21 protein-coding genes, 1 other RNA gene and 1 other annotated feature are annotated in these 24,819 nt (G+C 41.7%); of the genes, 3 read left to right on the plus strand and 19 right to left on the minus strand.

The window, feature by feature from the left end:
* Positions 1-158: 158 nt before the first annotated feature.
* The 5 genes from BK575_RS22835 to BK575_RS22855 all read right to left on the minus strand — a co-directional run bounded on the left by BK575_RS22835 (position 159) and on the right by BK575_RS22855 (position 5,107).
* Positions 159-929 carry a tRNA threonylcarbamoyladenosine dehydratase gene (locus BK575_RS22835; RefSeq protein WP_078413874.1) on the minus strand — a complete coding sequence of 257 codons (771 nt, stop codon included), beginning with the start codon at positions 927-929 and terminating at the stop codon, positions 159-161.
* Positions 930-1,136: 207 nt separating this feature from the next.
* Positions 1,137-1,323, minus strand: a non-coding RNA gene (gene ssrS / locus BK575_RS22840) — 6S RNA.
* A gap of 63 nt (positions 1,324-1,386) precedes the next feature.
* The gene (gene aspS, locus BK575_RS22845) at positions 1,387-3,162 is read right to left on the minus strand and encodes an aspartate--tRNA ligase (protein ID WP_078413875.1); all 1,776 of its coding nucleotides are present in this window, start codon (positions 3,160-3,162) and stop codon (positions 1,387-1,389) included.
* Between the two features lie 16 nt (positions 3,163-3,178).
* A complete protein-coding gene (gene hisS / locus BK575_RS22850; RefSeq protein WP_078413876.1) occupies positions 3,179-4,447 on the minus strand; it encodes a histidine--tRNA ligase in 1,269 nt (422 codons plus the stop codon).
* A gap of 67 nt (positions 4,448-4,514) precedes the next feature.
* Positions 4,515-4,748: a binding site (T-box leader), on the minus strand.
* A 182-nt stretch (positions 4,749-4,930) separates the two neighbouring features.
* Entirely contained in the window at positions 4,931-5,107 is a 177-nt protein-coding gene (locus BK575_RS22855; RefSeq protein WP_078413877.1) for an RNA polymerase subunit sigma-70, read from the minus strand.
* Positions 5,108-5,445: 338 nt separating this feature from the next.
* Between BK575_RS22855 and BK575_RS22860 the strand changes: the two genes are divergently transcribed.
* Positions 5,446-6,360 carry an N-acetylmuramoyl-L-alanine amidase gene (locus BK575_RS22860; RefSeq protein ID WP_169907953.1) on the plus strand — a complete coding sequence of 305 codons (915 nt, stop codon included), beginning with the start codon at positions 5,446-5,448 and terminating at the stop codon, positions 6,358-6,360.
* A 33-nt stretch (positions 6,361-6,393) separates the two neighbouring features.
* Here the strand turns inward: BK575_RS22860 and dtd are convergent, their stop codons facing one another.
* The 7 genes from dtd to BK575_RS22895 all read right to left on the minus strand — a co-directional run bounded on the left by dtd (position 6,394) and on the right by BK575_RS22895 (position 16,176).
* Positions 6,394-6,834 (minus strand): D-aminoacyl-tRNA deacylase, encoded by a 441-nt coding sequence (gene dtd / locus BK575_RS22865; RefSeq protein WP_078413879.1) that lies wholly within the window; start codon positions 6,832-6,834, stop codon positions 6,394-6,396.
* Between the two features lie 15 nt (positions 6,835-6,849).
* Complete coding sequence (locus tag BK575_RS22870) at positions 6,850-9,039, minus strand: RelA/SpoT family protein (RefSeq protein WP_078413880.1); 2,190 nt, start codon at positions 9,037-9,039, stop codon at positions 6,850-6,852.
* A gap of 441 nt (positions 9,040-9,480) precedes the next feature.
* On the minus strand, positions 9,481-9,993 hold the full coding sequence (locus BK575_RS22875) for an adenine phosphoribosyltransferase (RefSeq protein WP_078413881.1): 513 nt from the start codon (positions 9,991-9,993) through the stop codon (positions 9,481-9,483).
* Positions 9,993-12,353 (minus strand): single-stranded-DNA-specific exonuclease RecJ, encoded by a 2,361-nt coding sequence (gene recJ / locus BK575_RS22880; protein ID WP_078413882.1) that lies wholly within the window; start codon positions 12,351-12,353, stop codon positions 9,993-9,995. The genes BK575_RS22875 and recJ overlap by 1 nt, the downstream gene beginning before the upstream one ends.
* A gap of 58 nt (positions 12,354-12,411) precedes the next feature.
* Complete coding sequence (locus tag BK575_RS22885) at positions 12,412-13,323, minus strand: cation diffusion facilitator family transporter (protein WP_204524880.1); 912 nt, start codon at positions 13,321-13,323, stop codon at positions 12,412-12,414.
* A 195-nt stretch (positions 13,324-13,518) separates the two neighbouring features.
* A complete protein-coding gene (gene secDF / locus BK575_RS22890; RefSeq protein WP_078413883.1) occupies positions 13,519-15,759 on the minus strand; it encodes a protein translocase subunit SecDF in 2,241 nt (746 codons plus the stop codon).
* Between the two features lie 120 nt (positions 15,760-15,879).
* On the minus strand, positions 15,880-16,176 hold the full coding sequence (locus BK575_RS22895; RefSeq protein WP_078413884.1) for a post-transcriptional regulator: 297 nt from the start codon (positions 16,174-16,176) through the stop codon (positions 15,880-15,882).
* Between the two features lie 162 nt (positions 16,177-16,338).
* Between BK575_RS22895 and spoVB the strand changes: the two genes are divergently transcribed.
* Positions 16,339-17,889: a stage V sporulation protein B gene (gene spoVB, locus BK575_RS22900; RefSeq protein ID WP_078413885.1), complete on the plus strand. Its 1,551-nt coding sequence runs from the start codon at positions 16,339-16,341 to the stop codon at positions 17,887-17,889.
* A gap of 84 nt (positions 17,890-17,973) precedes the next feature.
* Here the strand turns inward: spoVB and BK575_RS22905 are convergent, their stop codons facing one another.
* Positions 17,974-18,630, minus strand: a complete 657-nt coding sequence (locus BK575_RS22905; RefSeq protein ID WP_078413886.1) for a DUF421 domain-containing protein — start codon at positions 18,628-18,630, stop codon at positions 17,974-17,976.
* Between the two features lie 157 nt (positions 18,631-18,787).
* On the opposite strand from BK575_RS22905, the gene BK575_RS22910 reads away from it, so the two are divergent.
* A complete protein-coding gene (locus tag BK575_RS22910; protein WP_078413887.1) occupies positions 18,788-19,171 on the plus strand; it encodes a TIGR04086 family membrane protein in 384 nt (127 codons plus the stop codon).
* 263 nt (positions 19,172-19,434) lie between these two features.
* Here the strand turns inward: BK575_RS22910 and yajC are convergent, their stop codons facing one another.
* The 6 genes from yajC to ruvA all read right to left on the minus strand — a co-directional run bounded on the left by yajC (position 19,435) and on the right by ruvA (position 24,729).
* Positions 19,435-19,695: a preprotein translocase subunit YajC gene (gene yajC, locus BK575_RS22915; protein ID WP_078413888.1), complete on the minus strand. Its 261-nt coding sequence runs from the start codon at positions 19,693-19,695 to the stop codon at positions 19,435-19,437.
* 283 nt (positions 19,696-19,978) lie between these two features.
* The gene (gene tgt, locus BK575_RS22920; protein ID WP_078413889.1) at positions 19,979-21,118 is read right to left on the minus strand and encodes a tRNA guanosine(34) transglycosylase Tgt; all 1,140 of its coding nucleotides are present in this window, start codon (positions 21,116-21,118) and stop codon (positions 19,979-19,981) included.
* A gap of 329 nt (positions 21,119-21,447) precedes the next feature.
* Positions 21,448-22,476, minus strand: a complete 1,029-nt coding sequence (gene queA, locus BK575_RS22925) for a tRNA preQ1(34) S-adenosylmethionine ribosyltransferase-isomerase QueA (RefSeq protein ID WP_078413890.1) — start codon at positions 22,474-22,476, stop codon at positions 21,448-21,450.
* 249 nt (positions 22,477-22,725) lie between these two features.
* Positions 22,726-22,926, minus strand: coding sequence for a DUF2905 domain-containing protein (locus BK575_RS22930; RefSeq protein WP_028395024.1), 201 nt, complete (start codon positions 22,924-22,926; stop codon positions 22,726-22,728).
* Positions 22,923-23,924: a Holliday junction branch migration DNA helicase RuvB gene (gene ruvB / locus BK575_RS22935; RefSeq protein WP_078413891.1), complete on the minus strand. Its 1,002-nt coding sequence runs from the start codon at positions 23,922-23,924 to the stop codon at positions 22,923-22,925. Before ruvB ends, BK575_RS22930 begins: the two co-directional genes overlap by 4 nt.
* A 193-nt stretch (positions 23,925-24,117) precedes the next feature.
* Entirely contained in the window at positions 24,118-24,729 is a 612-nt protein-coding gene (gene ruvA / locus BK575_RS22940) for a Holliday junction branch migration protein RuvA (RefSeq protein WP_078413892.1), read from the minus strand.
* Between the last annotated feature and the right edge of the window lie 90 nt (positions 24,730-24,819).

The raw sequence follows: 24,819 nt of genomic DNA on the forward strand, positions 1-24,819 counted from the left end.
GCTGGAACCCTTGCCATCCATAGATGTTCCCACAGAAAATTTGAGCTTCTGAGAAAGAGTCGCTTTTTGACTCCGCAGGAAGAAGCGAAATTGCCGTAGGGCTGGCTCATGCAGTTGGACAACAAAAAAGCTTTTCAGCCATTAGGCTGAAAAGCTTTTTAACGTCCGTCTTGCCCTACACGATGAATCGGAATATCCTTTAGCAACTCTGTAATGACATATCCACCCATGATTAATCCCGCTACTGACGGTACAAAAGCATTCGAGGACGGCGGCATTTTCGCTTTGCGAATTTCTGCTTGGTCGTTCCCGACTACTTTACGCACCTCTTCACGAATAATGATTGGACTTTCGTCCGAAAACACAACCGGAATCCCCTTACGAATTCCTTCTTTGCGCAAACGCGTACGGACAACTTTGGCTATTGGATCTGTATGAGTCTTCGAAATATCGGCAACGCGAAAACGGGTAGGATCCATTTTATTTGCCGCTCCCATACTTGAAATGATTGGGATATCACGTTTCAAGCATTCTTTCATCAAATGGATTTTATATGAAATCGTATCAGAAGCATCCACCACAAAATCCGGATTGTAGCTGAAAAACTGTTCATATGTCTCTTCTGTATAAAACATTTTTAAGGCAATGACTTCACATTCCGGATTAATATCTGCGACACGTTCTTTCATTAACTCCACTTTTTGACGGCCTACTGTAGACAATAAAGCGTGGATTTGGCGATTTACATTCGTAATGTCGACATCATCTTTGTCAACTAATACAAGGCGTCCTACACCAGACCGTGCCAATGCCTCTACTGAAAATGAGCCTACTCCTCCAATTCCAAGAACAGCCACTGTACTTCCTTTTAACTTCTCAAGTCCTTCTTTTCCAATTGCAAGCTCATTACGCGAAAACTGATGCAACATTTGCTTCACACTCCGTTCATTTTTATACTTCCGTGGTATTTAGAGTTTGACGATATCATGGTTTTTATCCCGCTCTAACGGGCAATACCCACTGCTGGAATTCTCCTTTATTTAACTCCACTAACTCTATTGGTTTTCAATGTTTTGGAAACTGCATATGAAAACCCTATGCAGTTTCACTGCATAGGGTTGAATATACGGATAAAGGAAAGTCCCAATCGTGCCGTCTTCAGATGCCTTCGTTTTGAACCCGCTCACAGCAGGTGGGTGCTCTGTTTCAATTATTGTAAGTCCTTTAGCCAAAGGCATTTACGCTAACCGAAAACTCCGAGCTCCCTTATAACTTATTGTTCGGTCAAAACAATAGGTTATAAGACGAACACATCAGGACTTCTTGCTTCTTGAGATTATCCTATCATAGAACAAATTTGTTTTCAAGCTATGCAAAAAGGATATTTTACTCACTCTTTTTAGCACGCGTTTCTAAATGAAGCTCGGCTAATTGCGCTGAATTAACTTCTCCAGGTGCTTCTGTCAGTAGACAGCTCGCACTTGCTGTTTTAGGGAATGCAATCGTATCACGCAAGTTCGTGCGTCCTGCCAACAGCATGACAAGACGGTCAAGTCCTAAGGCAATACCGCCGTGCGGAGGCGTTCCGTACTCAAAAGCTTCCAATAAGAAGCCGAATTGTTCATAAGCCTGCTCAAGCGTAAACCCGAGTACCTGGAACATTTTTTCTTGAATGTCACGCTCGTAAATACGAAGCGAACCGCCGCCAAGCTCATAGCCGTTTAAGACTAAGTCGTAAGCTTGAGCACGCACCTTTCCTGGGTCCGTCTCTAAATATTGAAGGTCTTCACGCACCGGCATTGTAAATGGATGATGTGCTGCATAATAACGTCCTTCTTCCTCAGCGTATTCCAAAAGCGGCCAATCTGTTACCCATAAGAAGTTGAATTTCGTTTCATCAATTAAACCTAACTCTTTTCCAAGCTTCAAACGAAGTCCGCCTAACGCATCTGCCACTACACTTTTCTTATCAGCAACAAATAATAATAAATCGCCGACAGACGCTTCTAATGCATCTGTGAACTGCTTTTGCTCATCTTCATTAAAGAACTTGGCGATAGGACCTTTTAGGCCGTCCTCTTCTACTTTTAACCATGCCAGCCCTTTTGCTCCGTAAATCGCTGCATATTCTTGCAAACCGTCAATATCTTTGCGGGAATAGTTCGCGGCAGCCCCCTTTACATTAATGGCTTTTACTTGTCCGCCATTTTGAACCGCTCCGCTGAACACTTTAAAACCGCACTCTTTTACAAACTCAGAAAGATCGACTAATTCCATCCCAAAGCGAGTATCCGGTTTATCGGAACCATAGCGGCTCATGGCCTCATCATAAGCCATGCGCGGGAATGGCGCCGTAACATCGATACCTTTTACATCTTTCATCACTTTTACCATCATGTTCTCTGTCAACTCGATGATTTCATCTTGTGTCAAGAAAGATGTTTCAATATCGACTTGCGTAAATTCCGGCTGGCGGTCTGCACGTAAATCTTCGTCACGGAAACAGCGTGCAATTTGATAATAGCGTTCAAAGCCAGAAACCATTAATAATTGTTTAAAGATTTGCGGTGATTGTGGAAGTGCATAAAACTTCCCTGGATGCACACGGCTCGGCACTAAATAATCACGGGCACCTTCTGGCGTACTCTTTGTTAAAATAGGCGTTTCCACATCTAAAAAGTCATGGTCATCCAAGTAGTTGCGGATCGTTTTCGTCACATCACTGCGCATTTTCATCGTCTCGAACATAACCGGACGGCGCAAATCTAAATAACGATATTTCAAACGGACATCTTCCGCTACGTCCGTTTTATCTTCAATCATAAACGGAGGTGTTTTTGCTTTATTTAAAATAGTGACTGCTTCTGCTTGCACTTCAATTTTGCCTGTCTTTAAATTGGCATTGATAGTACCTTCTTCACGTGCCACAACTTTCCCTTCAATGTGAAGGACGAATTCATTGCGTACACTTTCCGCTATCTTTAATGCTTCGGCTGATACTTCCGGATTAAAAACAACTTGTACCACACCCGTACGATCGCGAAAATCAATGAAAATAAGTCCGCCTAAATCACGGCGTTTTTGAACCCACCCTTTTAGTTTCACGGATTCGCCTATTGCTTTTTCTGTTACTTCCCCGCAGTAATAAGATCTGCCTCTCATGATGGATATCCCCCTTTTAACGTGCTTCTTTTAAATGTGTAACAAGTGCTGGAATGGCTACTTCCTGCTGTTCGCCGGTTGACATGTTCTTTACATTTACAACCTGCTTATTCAATTCCTCATCACCTAGAACAATAACGAATTGGGCTTGTAATCGGTCAGCAGCTTTAAATTGAGCTTTTATCTTTTTGTCTTGATAATCCTTTTCTGTCACGAAGCCGCCCATGCGCAACTCATTGACAATGGACACAGAATAATCTTTTGCTGCATCACCCATCGCTACCACGTAGCAATCAATGTTTTCCTGGATGGGCAATGTAACGTTTTCTGCTGCAAGCGCCGCAAGCAAACGCTCGATACTTAAAGCAAAGCCGATTCCAGGCGTCTCCGGCCCTCCGACATCTTGAACAAGCCCGTTATATCGTCCGCCGCCGCAAAGCGTCGTAATGGAACCAAAACCTTCTGCATCGCTCATGATTTCAAATGCTGTATGATTATAGTAGTCAAGGCCGCGTACGAGATTTGGATCTACCACAAACTCAATATGTAAGCTCGTCAAATATTGCTGTACCTTCTCGAAATACGCTTTTGAATACTCATTCAAATAATCGAAAATGGAAGGCGCCGTTTTTATTAATTCATGATCACGGTCTTTTTTGCAATCAAGGATGCGAAGCGGATTTTTTTCCAGACGGCTTTGGCAGTCAGAACAAAACTCCCCGATTCTCGGTGAAAAATGATCGATTAATGCTTGGCGGTGTGCCTGGCGGCTTTCCGCATCTCCTAAGCTGTTAATGACAAGGCGCAGCTTTTTTAACCCTAATGATTGATAAAATTGCATAGCCAGAGCCATTACTTCCGCATCAATTGCCGGATCGCTGCTTCCCAGCGCTTCTACGCCAAATTGGACAAACTGGCGGAATCGTCCTGCTTGGGGACGTTCGTAGCGGAACATTGGGCCGATGTAAAACAGTTTCGTTGGCTGATTAGGGCTTCCAAACATTTTCTGTTCCACAAAAGAACGCACGACTGCAGCTGTTCCCTCCGGACGAAGAGTAATGCTGCGTCCGCCCCGATCTTCAAATGTGTACATTTCTTTTTGAACAATATCAGTCGTATCTCCTACACTGCGCTGAAACAATTCAGTATGTTCAAACATCGGCGTACGGATTTCTTTATAATTAAACATACGGCAAATGGTTCTCGCCTGCTGTTCTACATATTGCCATAGTTCCACAGTACCTGGAAGAATATCTTGTGTACCTCTTGGAATTTGAATTGACATAAACGTTGTGTGCCTCCTATTTCTTTTTTATAAAAAAAACAAAAAAACCCCCATCCCTACACAAACATGTAGGGACGAGAGTTATTATTTCTCGTGGTACCACCCTAATTGAAGCAAATTTTGCTTCCACTTAAATCGTTAACGCCTGAATACGTTCAACTCCTACTAAGACATGTCTTTTCAGAGAGAAGCCTCGAGAGTGTTCTTTCGTTAAGTCATCATGCAGAAATGCTTTCAGCCCCAGGCACTTCCTCTCTTTTCATGTGTCATCTTAACTACTTTTCTCCGTCATCGGTTTTTTACGGGTCTTTATTCGTATGTAACTTTATAACAATTGTCTTCTATATTACGAATGAAATTCCGAATTGTCAAGCACTTAATTAACGATGCTAAGAGAGCATAACGGGCCTTTACAAAGGGACATTTCAAATATGCAAGCAAACATAAAAAAGATTCAAATAGCTTTTTAAGAAACTGCTCCCATTAAGAACGGGATAAATTCTTTTTTAAGGCTTTCACATCACGTAAATTCAAGCCGAATTCCGATGCCAATTCGACTGAAGTTGTGCTGGCCTCCCGCTGAATGAAATCATGGAAATTCACTCCAAATAATTGATTACGATGAGTAAATGACTGTTCTCCTTTAGAACTGAACTTCATGCAATCCCCTTCTTTCTTTTAATAAGCAAGACATATCTTCCTCCATATCTTTCCCATTTTCCCGTTATTACTTACAGGAATTTTTCTTTTTATCGAGAAATAGTACCTTACAATCCATGTTCAAAAAGGAGGATAAAAAGAACCGAGAAGTTCGAGGACCGGAACGTATGGGGTTAATACGTGAGGACCGGAGAGGCAGAGTGACGAAGCCCGACTAAAGACCGCCACGTCCTGTGGCGAACGTCGGATCAGCACTTCCTGTACAAGTAAATTCGACGGGGATTTTTCCCGGACTTTTTGAACATCCTTTCACAAATAAAGGAAAAGGAGTTACCGTAGTGACAGTAAAATATTTAAAGTTTCCACTCTATTTTCAACTTGGAATTCTCCTCTTTTTTTTGGCCTTTCAGCCCCAAACGAATGCACAAAGCGAATTTGTTTCTGTCCAAGTAAATGTACTGAATGTTCGAAGCGGACCGGGAACATCACATGATGTGGTGGATAAAGTAACAAAGGGAAGTATTTTGTCTGTTGTTGAAAAATTAGACGATTGGTATCATGTTCAATTAACAAATGGATTGACAGGATGGGTAGCAAAACGTTATGTCGACTCATTGCCTGATATCTCAGACTCTCTATTAGCACCGCCATCCCTTGTCTCCTCTCCTGCTTCAGGTCTCCAGGGCTTATATGGTACATCACTGTCCACATTACAACATAAAACAATCGTTATTGATGCCGGCCATGGCGGACGCGATAAAGGAGCCACCGGTACATCCGCCTCTACACTGGAAAAAGATTTGAACCTCATTACAGCTAAATTACTCGAAAAAAGATTGAAAGCTCTCGGTGCAGATGTCATCATGACCAGAACGATCGATCAATATGTCTCCCTTGAAACAAGAGTAAACATAGCGAAAGAAAAAAAAGCCGATGTTTTTCTCAGCATCCACTATAATAGTTCTCCAGATACAGCTTTACAGGGAATCATTACTTACTATGACCATCACAAAGCGCTTGCAGAAAGCATTCATCATGAGTTGATTTCTCTTACAACGTTTACCGATAAACAAGCAAGATATGGCGATTATTACGTGCTGCGCGAAAACTCCCAGCCATCCGTTTTATTGGAACTCGGTTTTTTAAGCCACGAACAAGAAGAAGCCCGCCTGCAGACGGATGAGTTTCAATACAACGCTGTAACAGCTATCGTCAAAGGACTCACAAAATATTTTTCAGAAGAAAACAAATGAACGGGCTGGAAACAGCCCGTTCATTTGTTTTCTTTATTTGCTCTCTATGATTAACGTCACCGGTCCATCATTTGTAAACTGTACATCCATCATGGCACCAAATACTCCGGTCTCCACTTTCAAACCTTTTTTTGTCAATTCTTCATTGAATTGCTCATAAATATCATTGGCATACTCAGGCTTAGCAGCTTCCATGAAATTTGGCCTTCTTCCTTTACGGCAATCTCCATAAAGGGTAAATTGAGAGACAGATAACACCTCTCCTCCAATATCAAGAAGAGATAAATTCATTTTTTGAGACTCGTCTTCAAAAATGCGCAAGTTGGCAATCTTGTCCGCCACATATGCTGCGTCTTCAGGAGTATCGGAGTGAGTTACTCCCACCAACAGCATTACTCCATGTTCAATGGCACCGACTGTTTGTCCTTCTACCACTACCTTTGCATTTTTTGCACGCTGAACCACTACACGCATAACGAAAAACCCTTTCTAATGCATAATTCTTCGTACGGAATAAATATCACGAATCTGTTTGATTCGTTCGACGACTTTATGAAGATGATTAATGTTATGAATTGAAATGGACATGTTGATGGTTGCCATTTTATTGCGGTCTGAACGGCCCGACACTGCTGAGATGTTTGTCTTTGTTTCATTCACCGCTTGTAAAACCTCATTTAACAAACCTCGGCGATCAAAGCCGGAAATTTCAATCTCTACGTTAAATTCTCGCCCTTCTTTAATATGGGATTCCCATTCTACAGGAATTAAGCGATTTTCGGCTTCTTCCGTATGAACATTCAAGCAATCTTCACGGTGAACCGACACTCCGCGGCCTTTTGTGATAAATCCGACAATTTCATCTCCCGGCACCGGATTACAACACTTCGATAAGCGAATCAACAAGTTATCAATTCCTTGGACTACCACACCCGAATCCCGTTTTTTCCCTTTTCGAGCAGGCTTTGTCTCATTCATAATTTCTTTGATTTCTTGTTCCTGGTCGCGCTGCTTCCGCCACTTCTCTGTTAAACGATTGGCAATTTGCGCAGCTGTGATGCCATTATATCCTACTGCGGCATACATATCTTCTTCATTGGAAAAGTTAAATTTCTCTGCAACCCTTTTGAGGTTATCTTGCGTTAAAACTTCTTTAACTTCAAAATCCAAATTGCGGATTTCTTTTTCGACAAGCTCTTTTCCTTTTTCGATATTTTCCTCACGCCGCTGCTTCTTAAAGAATTGGCGAATTTTATTTTTGGCCTGAGTTGTTTGAGAGAGCTTGAGCCAATCTTGACTCGGACCATATGAATGTTTCGAAGTTAAAATCTCAATAATGTCACCGGTCTTTAATTTAAAATCCAGCGTTACCATTTTGCCGTTCACTTTTGCGCCGATTGTTTTATTTCCGATTTCAGAGTGAATCCGATAAGCGAAATCAATTGGTACAGACCCGGCTGGAAGTTCAATAACGTCTCCTTTTGGAGTAAAGATATACACCATATCGGAGAAAAGATCAACTTTTAATGATTCCATAAACTCTTCCGCATTCGTCGATTCGTTCTGGAACTCTAATATTTCTCTGAACCATGTTAACTTATCCTCAAAGGACGCACGGTCATTGGCCGTTTTTCCTTCTTTATAAGCCCAATGTGCCGCTACCCCATACTCAGCAATATGATGCATTTCCACCGTGCGGATTTGCACCTCCAAAGGGTCCCCTTTAGGGCCTATAACCGTTGTATGGAGAGATTGGTACATATTAGGCTTTGGCATTGCAATGTAATCTTTAAATCGACCCGGCATAGGCTTCCAACATGTATGAATGATACCAAGGACGGCATAACAATCTTTAATGCTGCTCACAAGAATGCGGACGGCCAACAAATCATAGATTTCATTGAATTGCTTGTTTTGTAAAGCCATTTTCCGATAGATGGAATAGATATGCTTCGGTCTTCCGGAAATTTCCGCCTTAATGGCTACTTCATTGACCCGATCGCGGACTTCATCAATTACTTCCGCAATATATTGTTCACGCTCCGCACGCTTTTGTTTCATTAAATTGACGATACGATAATACTGTTGGGGATTTAAATAACGCAAAGCCGTATCTTCCAATTCCCACTTGATTTTGGAGATACCGAGACGGTGAGCCAGCGGTGCAAAAATTTCCAATGTCTCATTGGCGATGCGGCGCTGCTTCTCTTGAGGCAGGTGCTTTAACGTACGCATATTGTGCAAACGGTCTGCCAATTTAATTAAAATGACCCGAATGTCTCGTGCCATCGCCACAAACATTTTGCGATGATTCTCCGCCTGCTGCTCTTCTTTCGATTTATATTTAATTTTCCCGAGTTTAGTCACACCATCGACTAGCATGGCAACGTCATCGTTAAATGTGTCTTTTAGTTGTTCAAGTGTAACATCTGTATCTTCTACCACATCATGTAAAAATCCCGCTGCGATTGTCGTTGGGTCCAACTCCAGATCAACCAAAATCCCCGCTACTTGAATCGGGTGAATAATATACGGCTCCCCTGATTTGCGATATTGCTCACTATGAGCATCCTTCGCAAACTGATAGGCTCTTGCCACCAAATCTATATCATCACCAGACAAATATTTACCAGCATTTTCAATTACTTGTTCAGCTGTTAACACTTGCTCGTTTGCCATGAAATCACCTTTTATCAATAAAATAAGCCTTCACTCAGTGAAGGGATCTATATGTTTTGCCGATACACAGTTGAATCAATCCGGTTGTTATGGGCAATCAGCCCGTATTGCAAGAAGTGAAAATGTTCCTGCTTTGTCATAAAGAAAATAAATTAAAACACTATTTTATAAATTCATATTGTAACTATTATCATGAAAATTTTCAAAGATGTAAAGCTTTTCTAAAAAGATTTTTCCGATACACATCGAGTTTAATGTGCACCGGCATAAATAAAAATCACCCTTCACCCTCCTAAAGCAAGGATGAAAGGTGATTCTTATGATGATACAAGCGGGTATCTCATAAGTCTCGAATCCATTACAAACAATCATATTTAATGAAAGGGCCCGTCACGAAATCCCCTTGAGTTTACTGGATTTTAATGACCGGGCTCCAAATTATTAATATTGCATTAATGTTAATACATCATAGCCGTTTAATTTTTCACGACCATTTAAATCTGTCAGCTCAATTAAAAATGCCGTACCTACCACAATACCGCCAAGTTGTTCAACCAGCTTAATCGTCGCCTCAATTGTTCCGCCTGTCGCTAGAAGATCATCGGTAATCAATACACGCTGACCCGGTTTAATCGCATCTTTGTGCATTGTCAATACATCCTTGCCGTATTCAAGACCATAATCCACTTTGATTACTTCACGTGGAAGTTTCCCTTCTTTACGAACCGGCGCAAACCCGACTTCTAACGCATAAGCAACTGGACAGCCGATAATGAAACCGCGTGCCTCTGGGCCTACAACGATATCAATTTGTTTTTCTTTTGCATATTTTACGATTTCATCAGTTGCTGCTTTATATGCTTTCCCATTATCCATAAGAGTTGTAATATCCTTAAAGATAATACCCGGCTTTGGCCAATCAGGCACGATTGTTATATATTGCTTAAGATCCATTAATTTGTTGCCTCCTCATTCATTCGACAGCTGCTGATGACGTCATCAAACAACTGCTTCAGTTGTCCATATGATGTGTATAAGAATTTTTTCTCCAACTGAATTTGTTCCTGTTTACGACGATAAGTCGCAGATTCTATTAAATCACGTTTTGCTCCGTTTTTCATCAACGAAATGAGACCATTTTTTATTGTAACAAATTCTAATTCAAAAAACACCTGTGACATAAAATCAATTGTATCTTTTGACCATCCTTTATGAATGGCCAAATCCTCTTTATAACGATTTAAATCAAACGGGCTGTTTTTCACTAAAAATCCATAATACCACTTAAAATGATCACGTGTCGGAACTGTATGAAAATAATGATCTTCTTTTGATAAAAAAGCTGTATAAATTCTCGACGGAATCCCATTCATAAATAACTTGTTCACTAACTCCATAGATGGGGGTAAGTCCAACAAGACAATCTGTTTTCCACCTGCCTCAAAACGAGAAGCCGACTCAACACCGTCTATATATTCAAGGTGGTCCTTATATAATTGTTTTTCCGGTTCTGTTATCGTATCTTCCGAAAAATAAACAACGGTCATTTCTGAAGTAAACATTGATTTAAAAAATTGATCGGTGCTTCTGGCACTTCGATAATCAAACAATTGCCACTCGCTGATCCCTATATCTTCAATCATCAACTGGGGTTTCCTCATATTGTTCCACTCATTGATCGTTAATTCTCCAACAAGTGAAATTTTAGAGATCGGAGAAATTTCGTCATATAAGCGGCCTAAACCGAAGCCGACACCATCGACTGTCATTCCTTCATCCTCAAACGTCAATTTCAAATGTGTTTGATCGGCTCCAATTTTTCTTATGGAAGATATATTAACATTTTCTACCATTATTTTTGGTTTTGAATTGCTCATCCCGAAAGGAGCGAGCTGTCTTAACTGTTCTATGGCTGACAGCGTAATATCCTCTACCTTGCAAACCGTATCTACCGTTGTAATGGGAATAAAATCTTCTTCCGTAAGCTTTTCATAAGCTAACGTATTCAACCGATTTCTTAAATCATCAACATCCTTAATTTGGAGCGTCATCCCTGCCGCCATCGGATGTCCCCCAAAATGAGGTAAAATGTCGCGGCACGTAGATAGATTGGCAAACAAATCAAAGCCTTCAATACTGCGTGCTGACCCTTTTGCCACTCCTTTTTGCTGATCGATGCTTAACACGATAGTAGGACGGTAAAATCGGTCAACCAATCTTGATGCCACAATCCCGACTACCCCTGCATTCCAGCCTTCCTGCGCAATGACAAGGACACCATTCTGTTCAGGCGGGTAAAGACGTTCGACTATAGAAACGGCTTCTTCCGTCATTTCATTTACGAGTTGTTGCCTTTCCTTGTTCAGCTCATCAATTTCTTCTGCAAGCTCCTTTGCTTCCGTCTCATTTGTTGTCATCAACAACTGCACAGCAGGATCTGCTGATTGAAGCCGGCCTACTGCATTAATACGGGGACCTATAGCAAATCCAATCGTATCTTCATTAACTTCTTCCTGTTTGATTCCACATACACGCAAAAGTGCTTGAAGGCCCGGACGATTCGTGCGCTGCAAATATCTGAGGCCTTTGCTCGCAATTAGACGATTTTCGCCTTGCAGGGGTACTAAATCCGCAATCGTTCCGATAACGGCCAGCTCCAGTAAATGTTCAGGCGCTTCTCCAAGCAAAGCGTGGGCAAGTTTGAAGGCAACGCCCACTCCAGCCAGTTCTTTGAACGGATAGATGCTTCCCGGCTTTTTCGGATGAATGATGGTATAAGCCTCCGGCAATTGGGGTCCTGGTTCATGATGATCTGTAATGATGAGATCAAATCCCAATTCCTTAGCCAAAGAAGCCTCGTTGACAGCAGAGATTCCGGTGTCGACTGTAATAACGAGTGTATAACCTTGCTCGCTGATCGAACGAAAAGCCTGTTCATTCGGACCGTATCCTTCCGTAAAACGGTTCGGAATATAAAAGTCGACTTCTGCTCCCAATAAGGTTAAAGCTGACAACAACACGGATGTGCTGCTTACTCCGTCCGCATCATAATCTCCATATATCATGATTTTTTCATTTTGTTCAATCGCTTGCTTAATACGTTCTACTGTTTTATCCATTCCATCCAACAAGAACGGATCGTGGAATGGCTCTTGATCTATTTTCAAAAACTCTTCCGCAGATTCAATCGTCGTAATCCCGCGATTGATTAATAATGAAGCAATGAGAGGTGTAATCTCTAGGGTTGTCACAAACTGCTCAATCAGTTCGTGATTTGTCTGTTGAATCCTCCATCGTCTTTTTGATTTCAGCATATCCTCACCCCTTAACCCACATTATTATACTAGAGTGGATGTCGGCGGGCAATGATTGTCAATTGGCTGAATAAGGATTGATATGCACCAATACATCTTGAACATTCGGTTCTTCCATCAGTCTCCTTTTCACTTCTTTTCCGATTAAATGCCCTTCCTCCACGGTAATGTAAGGATCAACCGAAACCTTTAAATCAATAATGACGTAATGCCCGTGTTCCCTTGCATGCAAAGACGTCAGTTTCTTTACACCCTGTACAGAAGTTGCGATTTCCCGTAAGTGGGCGGTGTCTTCTTCATGCCATACATGATCCAATGTGTTATGAAAAGCTTCTGACCCAAATTGCCATGCTGTTTTTAAGACAAGGAAAGAGACAAATAGCCCCGCAACGGGATCTGCATACACAAGCCAGCCCACTCCTATTTTCTCTCCAATAATTGAGCTTAAAATCCCAATCAATGCCGCGATAGACGATAAAACATCTGTGCGATGATCATAAGCATTGACGAGAAGAGCATCGCTTTTAATCTTTTTTCCGAGTCCGTATGTATATCGAAATAGGGCTTCCTTTACCAAAATCGAAAAGATAATTGCAGCAATAGCCCATAACTTGGGCGGCTCGATTGGCTGGGAGAACGCTTCAATAGAAGACGTTAAAATTTCAATGCCGACAATAAACAGCAGAACGGCAACAATGATAGCTGCGATTGATTCTGCTTTTCCATGTCCATATGGATGGTCTTCGTCAGGAGGTTGCTTGGCAATTTTCACTCCAATGTACACAACAATCGACCCAGCAACATCTGAAGCGGAATTTACTGCATCTGCCATTAATGCACGGCTGTTAGCCATTGTTCCGAAAATCCATTTGACGATAGCCAGCACCAGATTTCCACCCATTCCAATCAGAGCGGCTTGCTGCGCTTTTTTAAATCGCTCATTTTTCTCCACATCTACACCTCGTTTCATCTATACATCCAGCCATATATAGATTACCCTTATTTTTCTCCTGACATGAAAATTCCTCTTCTTTGGATTTTTTTATAAAAAAAGTGGAGTTTTCAAATCTATTATCGATTTTAAATGAAAAGAGCGAAAATCAACGTGGTTAGTTAACAGTGCAAAAATAAAAAGAAACGATGGAGAATTCTCCATCGTTTCTTTTTATGGTTCAATAATCTCTTCTTCCACTTTACGCGGCTTGTTCAGAGACTTCGTCTTCCATACAAGCCATAATTGAGCGGCAATAAACAAAGAAGAATAAACCCCCATCAATAAGCCGACAAATAAAGCGATTGAGAAGTTAAGAATAGCTTCACTTCCAAAGAAAATAAGGGCAACAACAGTAAAGATAACCGTTAAAACCGTATTAAGGGATCGCGTAAATGTTTCACGCAAGCTTCGGTTTACAATATACACCAAGTCTTCTTTCGTTTTTACTTTCCGCTCTTTCATATGCTCGCGAATGCGGTCAAACGTTACAATTGTATCGTTAATCGAGTAACCGATGATTGTCAGCACTGCCGCAATGAAGGTCAAGTCTACTTCCAAGCGTGAAAAACTGAAGAATGAAATCATGAAAAAGGCGTCATGTAAAAGCGCGATTACGGCTGCTAATGCCATATAAAACTCGAATCGAACAGATACATAAATAATAATTCCAATCGATGCAATAAGAACCGCAATTAATGCATTGCGCGCCAGTTCTTTTCCGACAGTCGGAGAAACGGTGCTTACATTCGGTTCACTTCCGTATTTTTCTTTAAAGTGTGTTTTCAGTTCACCGATGTCGTCTTTTGACAGCACCCCGATGAAGCGGGCAACCCCTACATCATTGTTGTTGCCGGCAACGACGACATCCTTTGGCTCTAAATCAAGTTCTTGTAGTTCTTCTTTCACTTTATCGGCTGAAATCGTTTCGTTTGCCGTGATTTCAACACGCGTTCCGCTCGCAAAATCAATGCCTAAATTTAGCTTAAAAATAGCTAGGGAAAGAATGCCAAGAATGGTCAGCACAATCGAAAATGTAAAGAAGGTCTTTTTATATTTAACAAAGTCAAGGCGATCAAACTTCGTCGGAATCTCCTGATTACCATCATCTTTAGATAAATCCTGGATTTCAGAAGGCTTCACTCCGAAGAAAGACGGCTTTTTATTGAACACGCGGCTATTCACCCAAAGGCCCAAAAATAGTCGTGTTCCATATACCGCTGTAATAAAGCTCGCTAGGATACTGATGATGAGCATCGTCGCAAACCCTTTAACGGAGCTTGTTCCATATACAAATAACACACCCGCGGCCAAAATCGTCGTAATGTTGGCATCTAAAATCGTAGAAAGCGAGCGACGATTCCCTGACCGGTAAGCAGAAATGACTGATTTGCCTGATTTCAATTCATCTCTGATACGTTCATAGGTGATAATGTTCGCATCCACTGCCATCCCTACCCCTAAAAGAAGTGCAGCGATACCAGGGAGGGTAAGAACACCATTCATCCAATCAAAAATCAATAAAATCAAGTAAATGTAAATGCTTAATGTTATAACGGCGATAAAACCAGGAAGACGATAATAAAATAGCATGAACAAAAAGACGATTCCTACGCCGATAAACCCTGCATAAATCATTTTATCAAGTGCTTTCTCACCGAACTGAGCACCGACGGAAGTCGAATACATTTCATCTAATTCAACCGGTAACGCTCCGGCATTCAATAAGTTGGCAAGCTCTTGGGCTTCCTGCACGGTAAAGCTGCCTGTAATCGTTACTTCATTTGTATTGAAAACTTCGTTAACAGATGCTGCGGATAAATATTTTGGGTCCGGTTTAACCGTTTCCGCTTTGAAGGAATCTTTTCCTTCTTCATAGTCGAGCCAAATCACCATCAGGTTGTTTGGAGCGCCCATGCCCAATACTTGTTCTGTCACTTTTTTAAACTTATCTGCACTCTTTAGCTTTAACGCCACATTCGGCTGACCGTTTTGATCAAACGATTGCTTCGCCCCGTTTTGGGCTAAATCTGTCCCGTCCATTAATACTTGGTCATTTACATCACGAAATGACAGTTTCGCTTGAGTGGACAAAAGTTCACGAGCCTTGTTTTGATCTTTAACACCTGCAAGCTGAACGCGAATGCGGTTGTTGCCTTCAATCTGTATGCTTGGCTCGCTGACTCCCAGCACGTTAATACGCTTGTCCAACGCTTGCACAGTGCTATTGAGTACTTCTTGATTTATGACATCTCCTTCTTTAGCCGGCTTCACTTCATATAAAACTTCAAATCCGCCTTGAAGGTCCAGTCCAAGCTTGATTCGATTTGTAATGTCGCTGACTGTCGCCCCCATTGTGCCAAAAATAAGCAGCACCAAGAGGAAGAACGCAACGATACGTCCTCTCTTTACCATTTGTAAAAAATCCTCCTTCTTATGTAAGCAAGAGCATGCTGAAAAAATAAGGAAAGCATTTCGCCAATATTCCTATTATCATTCATAAAAACAAACCTGTCAAACAAGCTTTTGTTAAAATTACTTTAAGACATCCTTCCATTCTTCAATAAAATTCTCTTTTTCAAAAGAGGTATTTTTGTATGATTCCATCGCCATGAAATTGATGATATCTCCCGCTTTCAACGTCAAAATATCATTCACGACTTGATGAAGAAGCTTTTCTTCCTGATCCTTTTTCCACTTTTTCTTTTCAAAATACTCCCAGATTTCTTGTTCTTTTATATGACCGTACCCCATTAATTCAAATTCTTCTAATTTGCTTTCAATCGCAGGCTTTACCTTTTTTCTCAACTGTCTTGTTCCTTCGTTCAACATCCCAACCACCCTTTTAATGAAATATCTGACGAACAAAGCATGGAATGTTCTTTATCCATGCTCCATCATTTACGTCGATTTAAATGTCATGCTTGGCCATAGGACTTGCATATATTTCATTGTATAAAATAATAAATCGTTTGAGAAGGCAGGGAACATTGCATGTCTAAATTTTTGCGAGGTACGCTCATTTTAATCCTTGCTGGATTAATTACAAGAGTGCTTGGATTTGTCAATCGCATCGTTATTGCCCGATTGATCGGGGATGAGGGCGTGGGGCTGTATATGATGGCAGTTCCAACTTTATTTCTTATTATTACCGCTACACAACTCGGTCTTCCAGTAGCCATTTCCAAGTTGGTTGCAGAAGCCCAGGCTCTGGGAGATAACAGAAAAACAAAAAAAATCTTGATTGTCTCTCTTTCAATCACTTCTATATTAAGCATTGTATTTACCATTTTGTTGATGGTATTCGCTCCAATCGTTTCTCAAACTTTTTTTACAGATGAACGCACATATTATCCATTAATCGCCATCACACCGGTCATTCCCATTATCGCCATCTCTTCCATCATTCGTGGTTATTTTCATGGAAGACAGCAAATGAAACCAGCTGCCTATTCGCAAGTAATTGAACAAATAGTGAGAATTTTGCTTGTTGCGGTATGTACAAAAGCATTTTTGCCTTACGGAGTAGAATATGCAGCGGCCGGTGCCATGCTGTCTGCCGTTTTTGGCGAACTCGCCTCCCTGCTATATATGTTGTTCATGTTTAAATTAAAAAAGCATATAAAAATCCGCCGCCATTTTTTCCAATCATTAAAAGGCGGAAAGATCACCTTTTATGAACTAATGAGTATCGCTCTACCGACAACGGGAAGCAGAATGATCGGCTCCCTGTCATGGTTTTTGGAGCCGATTGTCGTCGCGCAAAGTTTAGCGATAGCAGGTGTTGCAACCATTACAGCTACGAAACAATACGGGGAGTTAACAGGTTTTGCTCTGCCGCTTCTCATGCTCCCTTCCTTCATTACCGTTTCCCTATCAACATCTCTTGTGCCCGCCATTAGTGAAGCGATGGCTCAAAAGCAGTTTCTTCAAATTGAACATCGCCTTCATCAAGCATTAAGATTATCGTTTGTTACAGGTGGACTGGCTGTTGTCGTGCTGTATGTATTTGCCGAACCGGTTATGCAGTTAATGTACGGCTCTGTAAAAGCCGCCGTTTTTGTCCAAGTCATGGCTCCATTTTTCATCTTCCATTACTTCCAGGGGCCCTTGCAGGCCGTCTTACAAGCCCTTAACCTTGCCCAAGCGGCCATGATTAATAGTTTCATAGGTGCAGCCGTCAAGACGGCTCTCATTTTTATGCTTGCAACACGACCTTCCTTTGGCATCATGGGAGCAGCCCTTGCTATCGTAATCGGGATTATGCTTGTCACCCTGCTGCATCTTTCAACGGTTATGAAAGCCATCTCTTATAAAATCCATGTATATGATTATATAAAAGGCTTTATTGTCATGTTTTTCGCCGGTATCATCGGGCACTTCGCCCATATTCGTTTTCTTCAAGAAGGCAGCCTGATCTTTAACACACTTATGGCCATTTCCTTCACTTCTGTCGTTTATTTCGTTTTGCTATACGCTTTCAAACTTATTACCAAGGAAGAAATTCAGCGTTTCTCCGCTTTGAATCCATTCCGCAAAGCATAGTTTCGTTCTTATCCTCCTCATTTCCCTCATTCACCAGCAGGATTACTACTCAATAGGATGAGGGATGAGAGGCAGTTTAAATGATTACGGATCTTTTAGATCAATGTAAAATACTCCGTCATCATAGCTGCAATAAGAAATCTCCTTTATGTCTTTATAGCCCAATCTTCTCAGCTCTTGTCTCAGCCATAAATTCGTTTTATTCTCTCTTGCCAAATGTTCTTCCTGGATGATGCCATCAAGGATAAAAGGAAGATTTAAACTCCCTTGTTTCTGCTTTTTTTTGTTTTGTTGTTCTTTTTCAAATACAGAGAGTTTTCCTGAAGGCTCTAAAATAGCGAATTCCACATCAGCAACATTCTTAATATCTTTTTCCCGAAGCTGTAAGATTAAATCATTGAAATTATAGCGCTGTTTTTTCATTTCCTCTTCATTGATTTTTCCATGATCAATAATGATGCTTGGTTTGCCATCAAGCAGTTCCCTCACTTTTTGATTTTTTAAGGACCAATAAGCCAATCCCATTTGAATGACCATCAAAATTCCCATAGGCAGAATTGTATGGATGAATGGATCTTTCGGATCTTCAATTGCCAATACAGCCATTTCTGCAATCATGACAAACACGACCAAGTCTAAAATACTCAGTTCACCAATCTCCCTTTTTCCCATTAAACGGAAAATGAATAAAATCACAAAATAAAGAAAAACCGTTCGACCGGTAATAATGAGCAATTCCATATGCACTAACCTCCGCCTCAGCATTCATTACCAAATAGTGTGTACAAGTGCATCAAAAACATGACACGAAAGATGTAATTCTATTTTTGGAACGAGCCGAATATGCTCGTACTAAAGATATACACATTATCCTATCTCGAAAAAGGGGGAACACATCATGGAAGGTAAACGAATGGGAAGTGCCATTTTATTCGGAGTCATGACAATCTTTGTCATCGCGCTTATTACCAGTGTCATCTTTTCTCTTTTGCTTAGATTTACCAATCTTAATGAACAATCCATTCAGTGGTTTGTTTTAGTGTTATCGTTTCTTACGTTGTTTATCGGGGGATTTGTTTCAGGAGGAAAAGGTCAGTCAAAAGGATGGCTATTAGGAGCTTCTACCGGTCTCTGTTACTCTTTTATTGTATTTTTAATCCAGTTCTTGGGATATGACCAACTTTTCACAGCCCAACAATTTATGTTTCATGGTGCTTTTATCGCCGTGGCGGTATTAGGAGGAGTCTTCGGAGTCAATATAGCATCCAACAGACAATCGTGAATGGGTTGGTCATAAAAGCTAAAGAAGCACTCCTTTTTTATGACGGTTTCTCCGTACAAGAAAGGAGTGCTTCTTTCTTATTGTCCAGCTCAGGCGCCTAGCTCGCTGTGGAAATGATGCTTGCCCTCATAAGGCAAAAAGCGCCTTATGGGTCAATCCCTATTTCCTTGGGCCCGCAGGACGTGGGTCATGCCGACGTTGCCACAGGACGTGGCGATCTTAGTCGGTCTTCTTTGACCAAGGCGCTTGCGCTTTTCTTAAGATTAATCGTTTTTCACTTCTCGAATGGCAGCCCGGTCAAAAGTTAGACGAGAGCCGTCACCGCTTTTAATGACTACTTGGCCTTCATCAATTGCATCGACGATTCCATGCATACCGCCAATTGTAACAACCTTGTCCCCTTTTTTCAAATCCGACTGCATTTGCTGTACAGCTTTTTGACGCTTTTGCTGCGGACGAATCAACAAAAAGTAGAAGATCGCAAACATTAATAAAAGCGGCCAAATACTTGCAAAAAGTTCCATTATGTATATTCCTCCTTTTCTTCGGAATGATAAGCTCTCCCTCTCTTCCGCTGTTCTTCTTATAAATGATCAGAACATAATAACAATCGAATTATAAGCGATTACTCTGTTCCATTGTCCACTCACATGAAAAAGAACAGCTTGCAGGAAAAGCTAAAATATAAAGCAAACTTCCGCTCTGCAGAGGAGGGTATTCCTTCCGTAGAGTGGAAGTTGAACTTATCGGGGTCTCACTGCCCATCAAGACAGCAGAAAGCAATACTATTCTGCCTTATCATTATATTTAGAAGTTTTTCGCGTTCGGTTTATTGAATCCGTATTTTTCAAAGAATTCTTCACGGAAATCACCAAGACGATCTTCACGGATCGCTTCACGTACTTGCTCCATCAATTTTAACAGAAAATAGAGATTATGGTAAGACGTTAAACGAATTCCGAACGTTTCATCACAACGAATAAGATGGCGAATGTATGCTCTCGAATAATTTTTACACGTATAACAATCACAATTCTCGTCAAGCGGACGGAAATCCTCTGCAAACTTCGCATTCTTCACTACGAGTCTTCCTTCACTTGTCATTAATGTACCGTTACGGGCAATACGTGTCGGCAATACGCAGTCAAACATATCGATACCGCGAATGGCACCATCAATCAAGGAGTCCGGCGTGCCCACTCCCATTAAATAGCGCGGCTTGTTCGTCGGCAGTAGCGGAGTCGTAAATTCAAGCACACGGTTCATGACATCCTTTGGTTCCCCTACGGATAAGCCGCCTACAGCATAACCAGGGAAATCCAATGATACTAGGTCTTGTGCACTTTGTCTACGCAATTCCTCGTACTCTCCTCCCTGTACAATCCCAAACAATCCTTGGTCCTGAGGCCGCGCATGAGCTTGTAAACATCTTTCAGCCCAACGGCTTGTGCGCTCAACAGATGATTTCATATAGTCATATTCTGCAGGGTATGGCGGACATTCATCAAACGCCATCATAATATCTGATCCGAGAGCATTTTGAATTTCCATCGCCTTTTCAGGAGATAAAAATAGCTTGTCTCCATTTAAATGGTTACGGAAATGGACACCTTCCTCTTCAATTCGTCGAAATTCACTCAGACTGAATACTTGGAAGCCGCCTGAATCGGTTAAAATCGGTCGGTCCCAGTTCATGAATTTATGCAGGCCACCCGCTTTTTTTACAATTTCATGACCAGGACGAAGCCATAGATGATAAGTGTTGCTTAAAATAATCCCAGCTCCCATTTGGATCAATTCTTCTGGTGACATCGTTTTAACCGTCGCCAATGTTCCTACAGGCATAAAAATCGGCGTTTCAAACGAACCATGCGGAGTATGAACAATTCCAAGACGAGCTCCTGTTTGTTTACAAGTTTTGATTAATTCGTAGCGTATAGCCGTCATATTTTATAATCTTTCCTTCCTATATGTGTGGGTTCAAAAAGGAGGACAAAAAGGACCGAGAAGTTCAAGGAAGCGCCGTCTCGAGCATTAAGGAAAGCTTCTCACGATTCTTCATCGCACGTAGGAAAAGTGATTTTCTTTTCCAAGGAACGGAGCGCAAGCTAGTCACTACGAAAGCATAATCCTCGCACGAAGAAAAAGTGTTCTTCTTTTTCGAGGATATGCCGTTAATACGTGAGTAGCGGAGAGACAAGCTGACGCCGAAATTCGACAGTCATTTTTCCCGGACTTTTTGAACGCCCTCTATATTCTTAAATTGTATGTTCCTCTTAAATGATCAGCATCGCATCGCCAAAGCTGAAAAAGCGGTACTTCTGTTCCACTGCCGTATTATAGGCATGCAGCACATGCTCGCGGCCAGCCAAGGCGCTTACAAGCATAATCAGCGTCGATTTAGGCAAGTGGAAATTCGTAATCATCCCATCAATGGCTTTAAATTCATAACCAGGGAAGATAAAAATGTTTGTCCATCCCGACGACGCGACAAATTTTCCATCATGCTCGGAAGCAATCGTTTCCAACGTACGGGTCGTCGTTGTCCCAACCGAAATGATCCGTCCCCCCTGCTGGCGTACTTCGTTTAACAGAGCTGCGGTGCCTTCGCTAATTTGATAAAATTCTGCATGCATGTCATGCTCTTCAAGATTGTCAACACTTACAGGCCTAAACGTGCCGAGGCCCACGTGGAGCGTAATGAAGGCAATATGTATTCCTTTTTTCTGGATTTCCTCCAGTAATTCTTCTGTAAAATGAAGACCTGCTGTCGGTGCAGCGGCTGATCCTTGTTCACGGGCGAAAACTGTTTGATAACGCTCGCGGTCATCCAGCCGTTCTTTTATATATGGCGGCAAGGGCATTTCCCCTAACTGGTCGAGCACTTCATAAAAGATTCCCTCATATTCAAATTGAAGAACACGCCCTCCCTGTTCCCCTGTACCGATACACTTAGCCTGTAAACGGCCGTCTCCAAACGTAATGACGGTACCCTCTTTTACCCGTTTAGCCGGTTTGACAAGCGTTTCCCACGTATCTCCTTCCGTTTGTTTCAGCAGAAGAACTTCGATGCCGGCACCTGTATCTTCTTTTGTACCAAATAAACGTGCAGGCATCACACGCGTATCATTTAAAACAAGGCAATCTCCCTCTTTTAAGTACGAGATTACATCATGAAACGTTTCATGTTTTATGTCACCTGTTTCTTTGTTCAATACCATCAGCCTTGAAGCATCCCGCTGTTCAAGCGGTGTTTGGGCAATTAATTCCTCCGGTAAATAAAAATCAAACAAATCCACTTTCATCATTGTCACCTGTTCCTGTATAAATCTTATTTAACTTTGTTAACATCATTCATTGTTTTTATTCTTACGATTTTTTCATCTTTTACCTTGAGTAAGCTTAAAAAGTTAAGACGAATCTACGTTAATACTTTAACATCTACCATTGATTTTTACTCTCTTTTCGCCTTTCTGTTCTCACATCTTGAATCAGCTTATGCGTAAATCATCTAATACGGGCGTTCTTTGCCCTTATTAGATGATTTACGTGGATTATTTTATTTTGCCAATAATAAAGAAAATCAATGATAACACAACACTAATAACAATAGAAGTAACAATAGGAAAATAAAAGGTCGTATTCCCTTTCTTTATAAGAATGTCACCGGGCAGTTTTCCAATAAACTGCAGCACAAAACCGATGACAAGCAAAAGCGCTCCCATCGCCATCAGCATCTTTGGAAGTTCTGTCATCTCTCGGGTACCTCCATTTGAAAATGCTCGTACACTAAGTTCGTAACAATTCGTCCGCGGGGTGTACGCTGTAAAAAGCCGATTTGCAATAAGTACGGTTCATATACATCTTCAATTGTATGAGATTCTTCCCCAATAGTGGCCGCAATCGTATCCAATCCGACAGGTCCTCCCCGAAACTTCTCAATGATGCCCGTTAATAATTTATGGTCGATATGATCCAGTCCTAAGCGGTCCACCTGAAGCAGCTCCAATGCTTCATCAGCCAAATGCTCTGTAATCTCTCCATCCCCCCGCACTTGGGCGAAATCACGAACCCGACGCAATAAACGATTGGCAATACGCGGCGTACCTCGAGACCTTCTCGCAATTTCAACAGCTGCAACAGGCTCTATTCCCACGTTCAGAATGGAAGCGGTCCGTTCTACAATGTCAGCTAAATCTTCTGTTTGGTAATATTCCAATCGACTCAAAACACCAAAACGGTCGCGCAAAGGTGAAGAAAGCAGACCAGCCCTCGTGGTTGCCCCTACCAATGTAAAAGGCGGCAAATCCAATCGCACGGAACGGGCACTAGGACCTTTACCAATGACAATATCAAGGCAAAAGTCTTCCATTGCAGGATAGAGGACCTCTTCTACAGAACGGTGGAGACGGTGAATTTCATCAATGAATAATACATCTCCGGGTTCCAGGCTTGTTAAAATGGCAGCCAAATCCCCTGGCCGCTCAATTGCCGGCCCCGACGTCGTCCGAAGCTGCACCCCCATTTCATTTGCAATAATGGCAGCCAGTGTCGTTTTCCCCAATCCCGGCGGACCATATAATAATACATGATCCAGCGTTTCATTGCGCAGTTTGGCCGCTTGTATAAAAATCTCAAGATGTGACTTCACTTTCCGCTGCCCAATATATTGCTGGAGGGTTTGCGGGCGCAAGCTTTGTTCCAGCCATTCTTCTTCTTGCATCACATCACCGGTTACGATTCGGTCGTCCATATAATCCTCCTCCCTTTCCATTAGAGGTTGTTCAAAAAGTCCGGGAAAAATGACCGTCGAATTTCGGCGTCAGCTTGCTTTTCCGCTACTCACGTATTAACAGCATACGCTCCGTTGCTCAAAGCTACGCTTCCTTGAACTTCTCGGTCCTTTTTGTCCTCCTTTTGAACACACACTATTAATGGCCAATCCTTTATTTCAGCAGCTTTTGCAGAGCCTTTTTAATATACTGATCGGTCGTGAGTTTTTCTTTCATGAGCGCCGGGATCACTTTATTAATTTCTCTCTCCGCATATCCCAGTACTTTCAGAGCTTCCACAGCTTCATCTAAAGCTTCCGAACCGCTTGTCATTGTATCCAGTTCTTCCACATCCGTGAATAAATCCGGCATAGTACCCGGCAATACGCCTTGAAGCTTGCCTTTTAAATCCAAAATCATTTGTCTTGCCGTCTTCTTCCCGACACCCGGAAACTTCACGAGAAATTTCTCATTTTCCTCTTCAATGGCTTGAACAAGCTGCACTGGATTTCCTGAAGCCAAAATCGCTAAAGCACCTTTTGGACCAATTCCTGACACACTTAATAACTTTGTGAACAGACCCTTTTCTTCACGAGAAGAAAAGCCATATAATGCGATGATGTCTTCACGTACATAGTGGTATGTGTAAATCGTCTGTTCACTTTGCGAATCGATGGTGAACACATAAGGATTCGGTGTGAATAATTGATAGCCGATTCCGTTGTTTTCTATTACTACATATTCAGGATTCAAATAGGTAATGACCCCTTTTATATAATCGAACAATTTATTCTCTCCCTTGCTAATTTCACCTTATCCCTTAGTAACGGGAAGTCAGACCTTCACGAATGGAAGTTTCCTTTATGCTATCATATT

The sequence above is a fragment of the Priestia abyssalis genome (assembly GCF_002019595.1).
GTDB lineage: Bacteria > Bacillota > Bacilli > Bacillales > Bacillaceae_H > Bacillus_BA > Bacillus_BA abyssalis.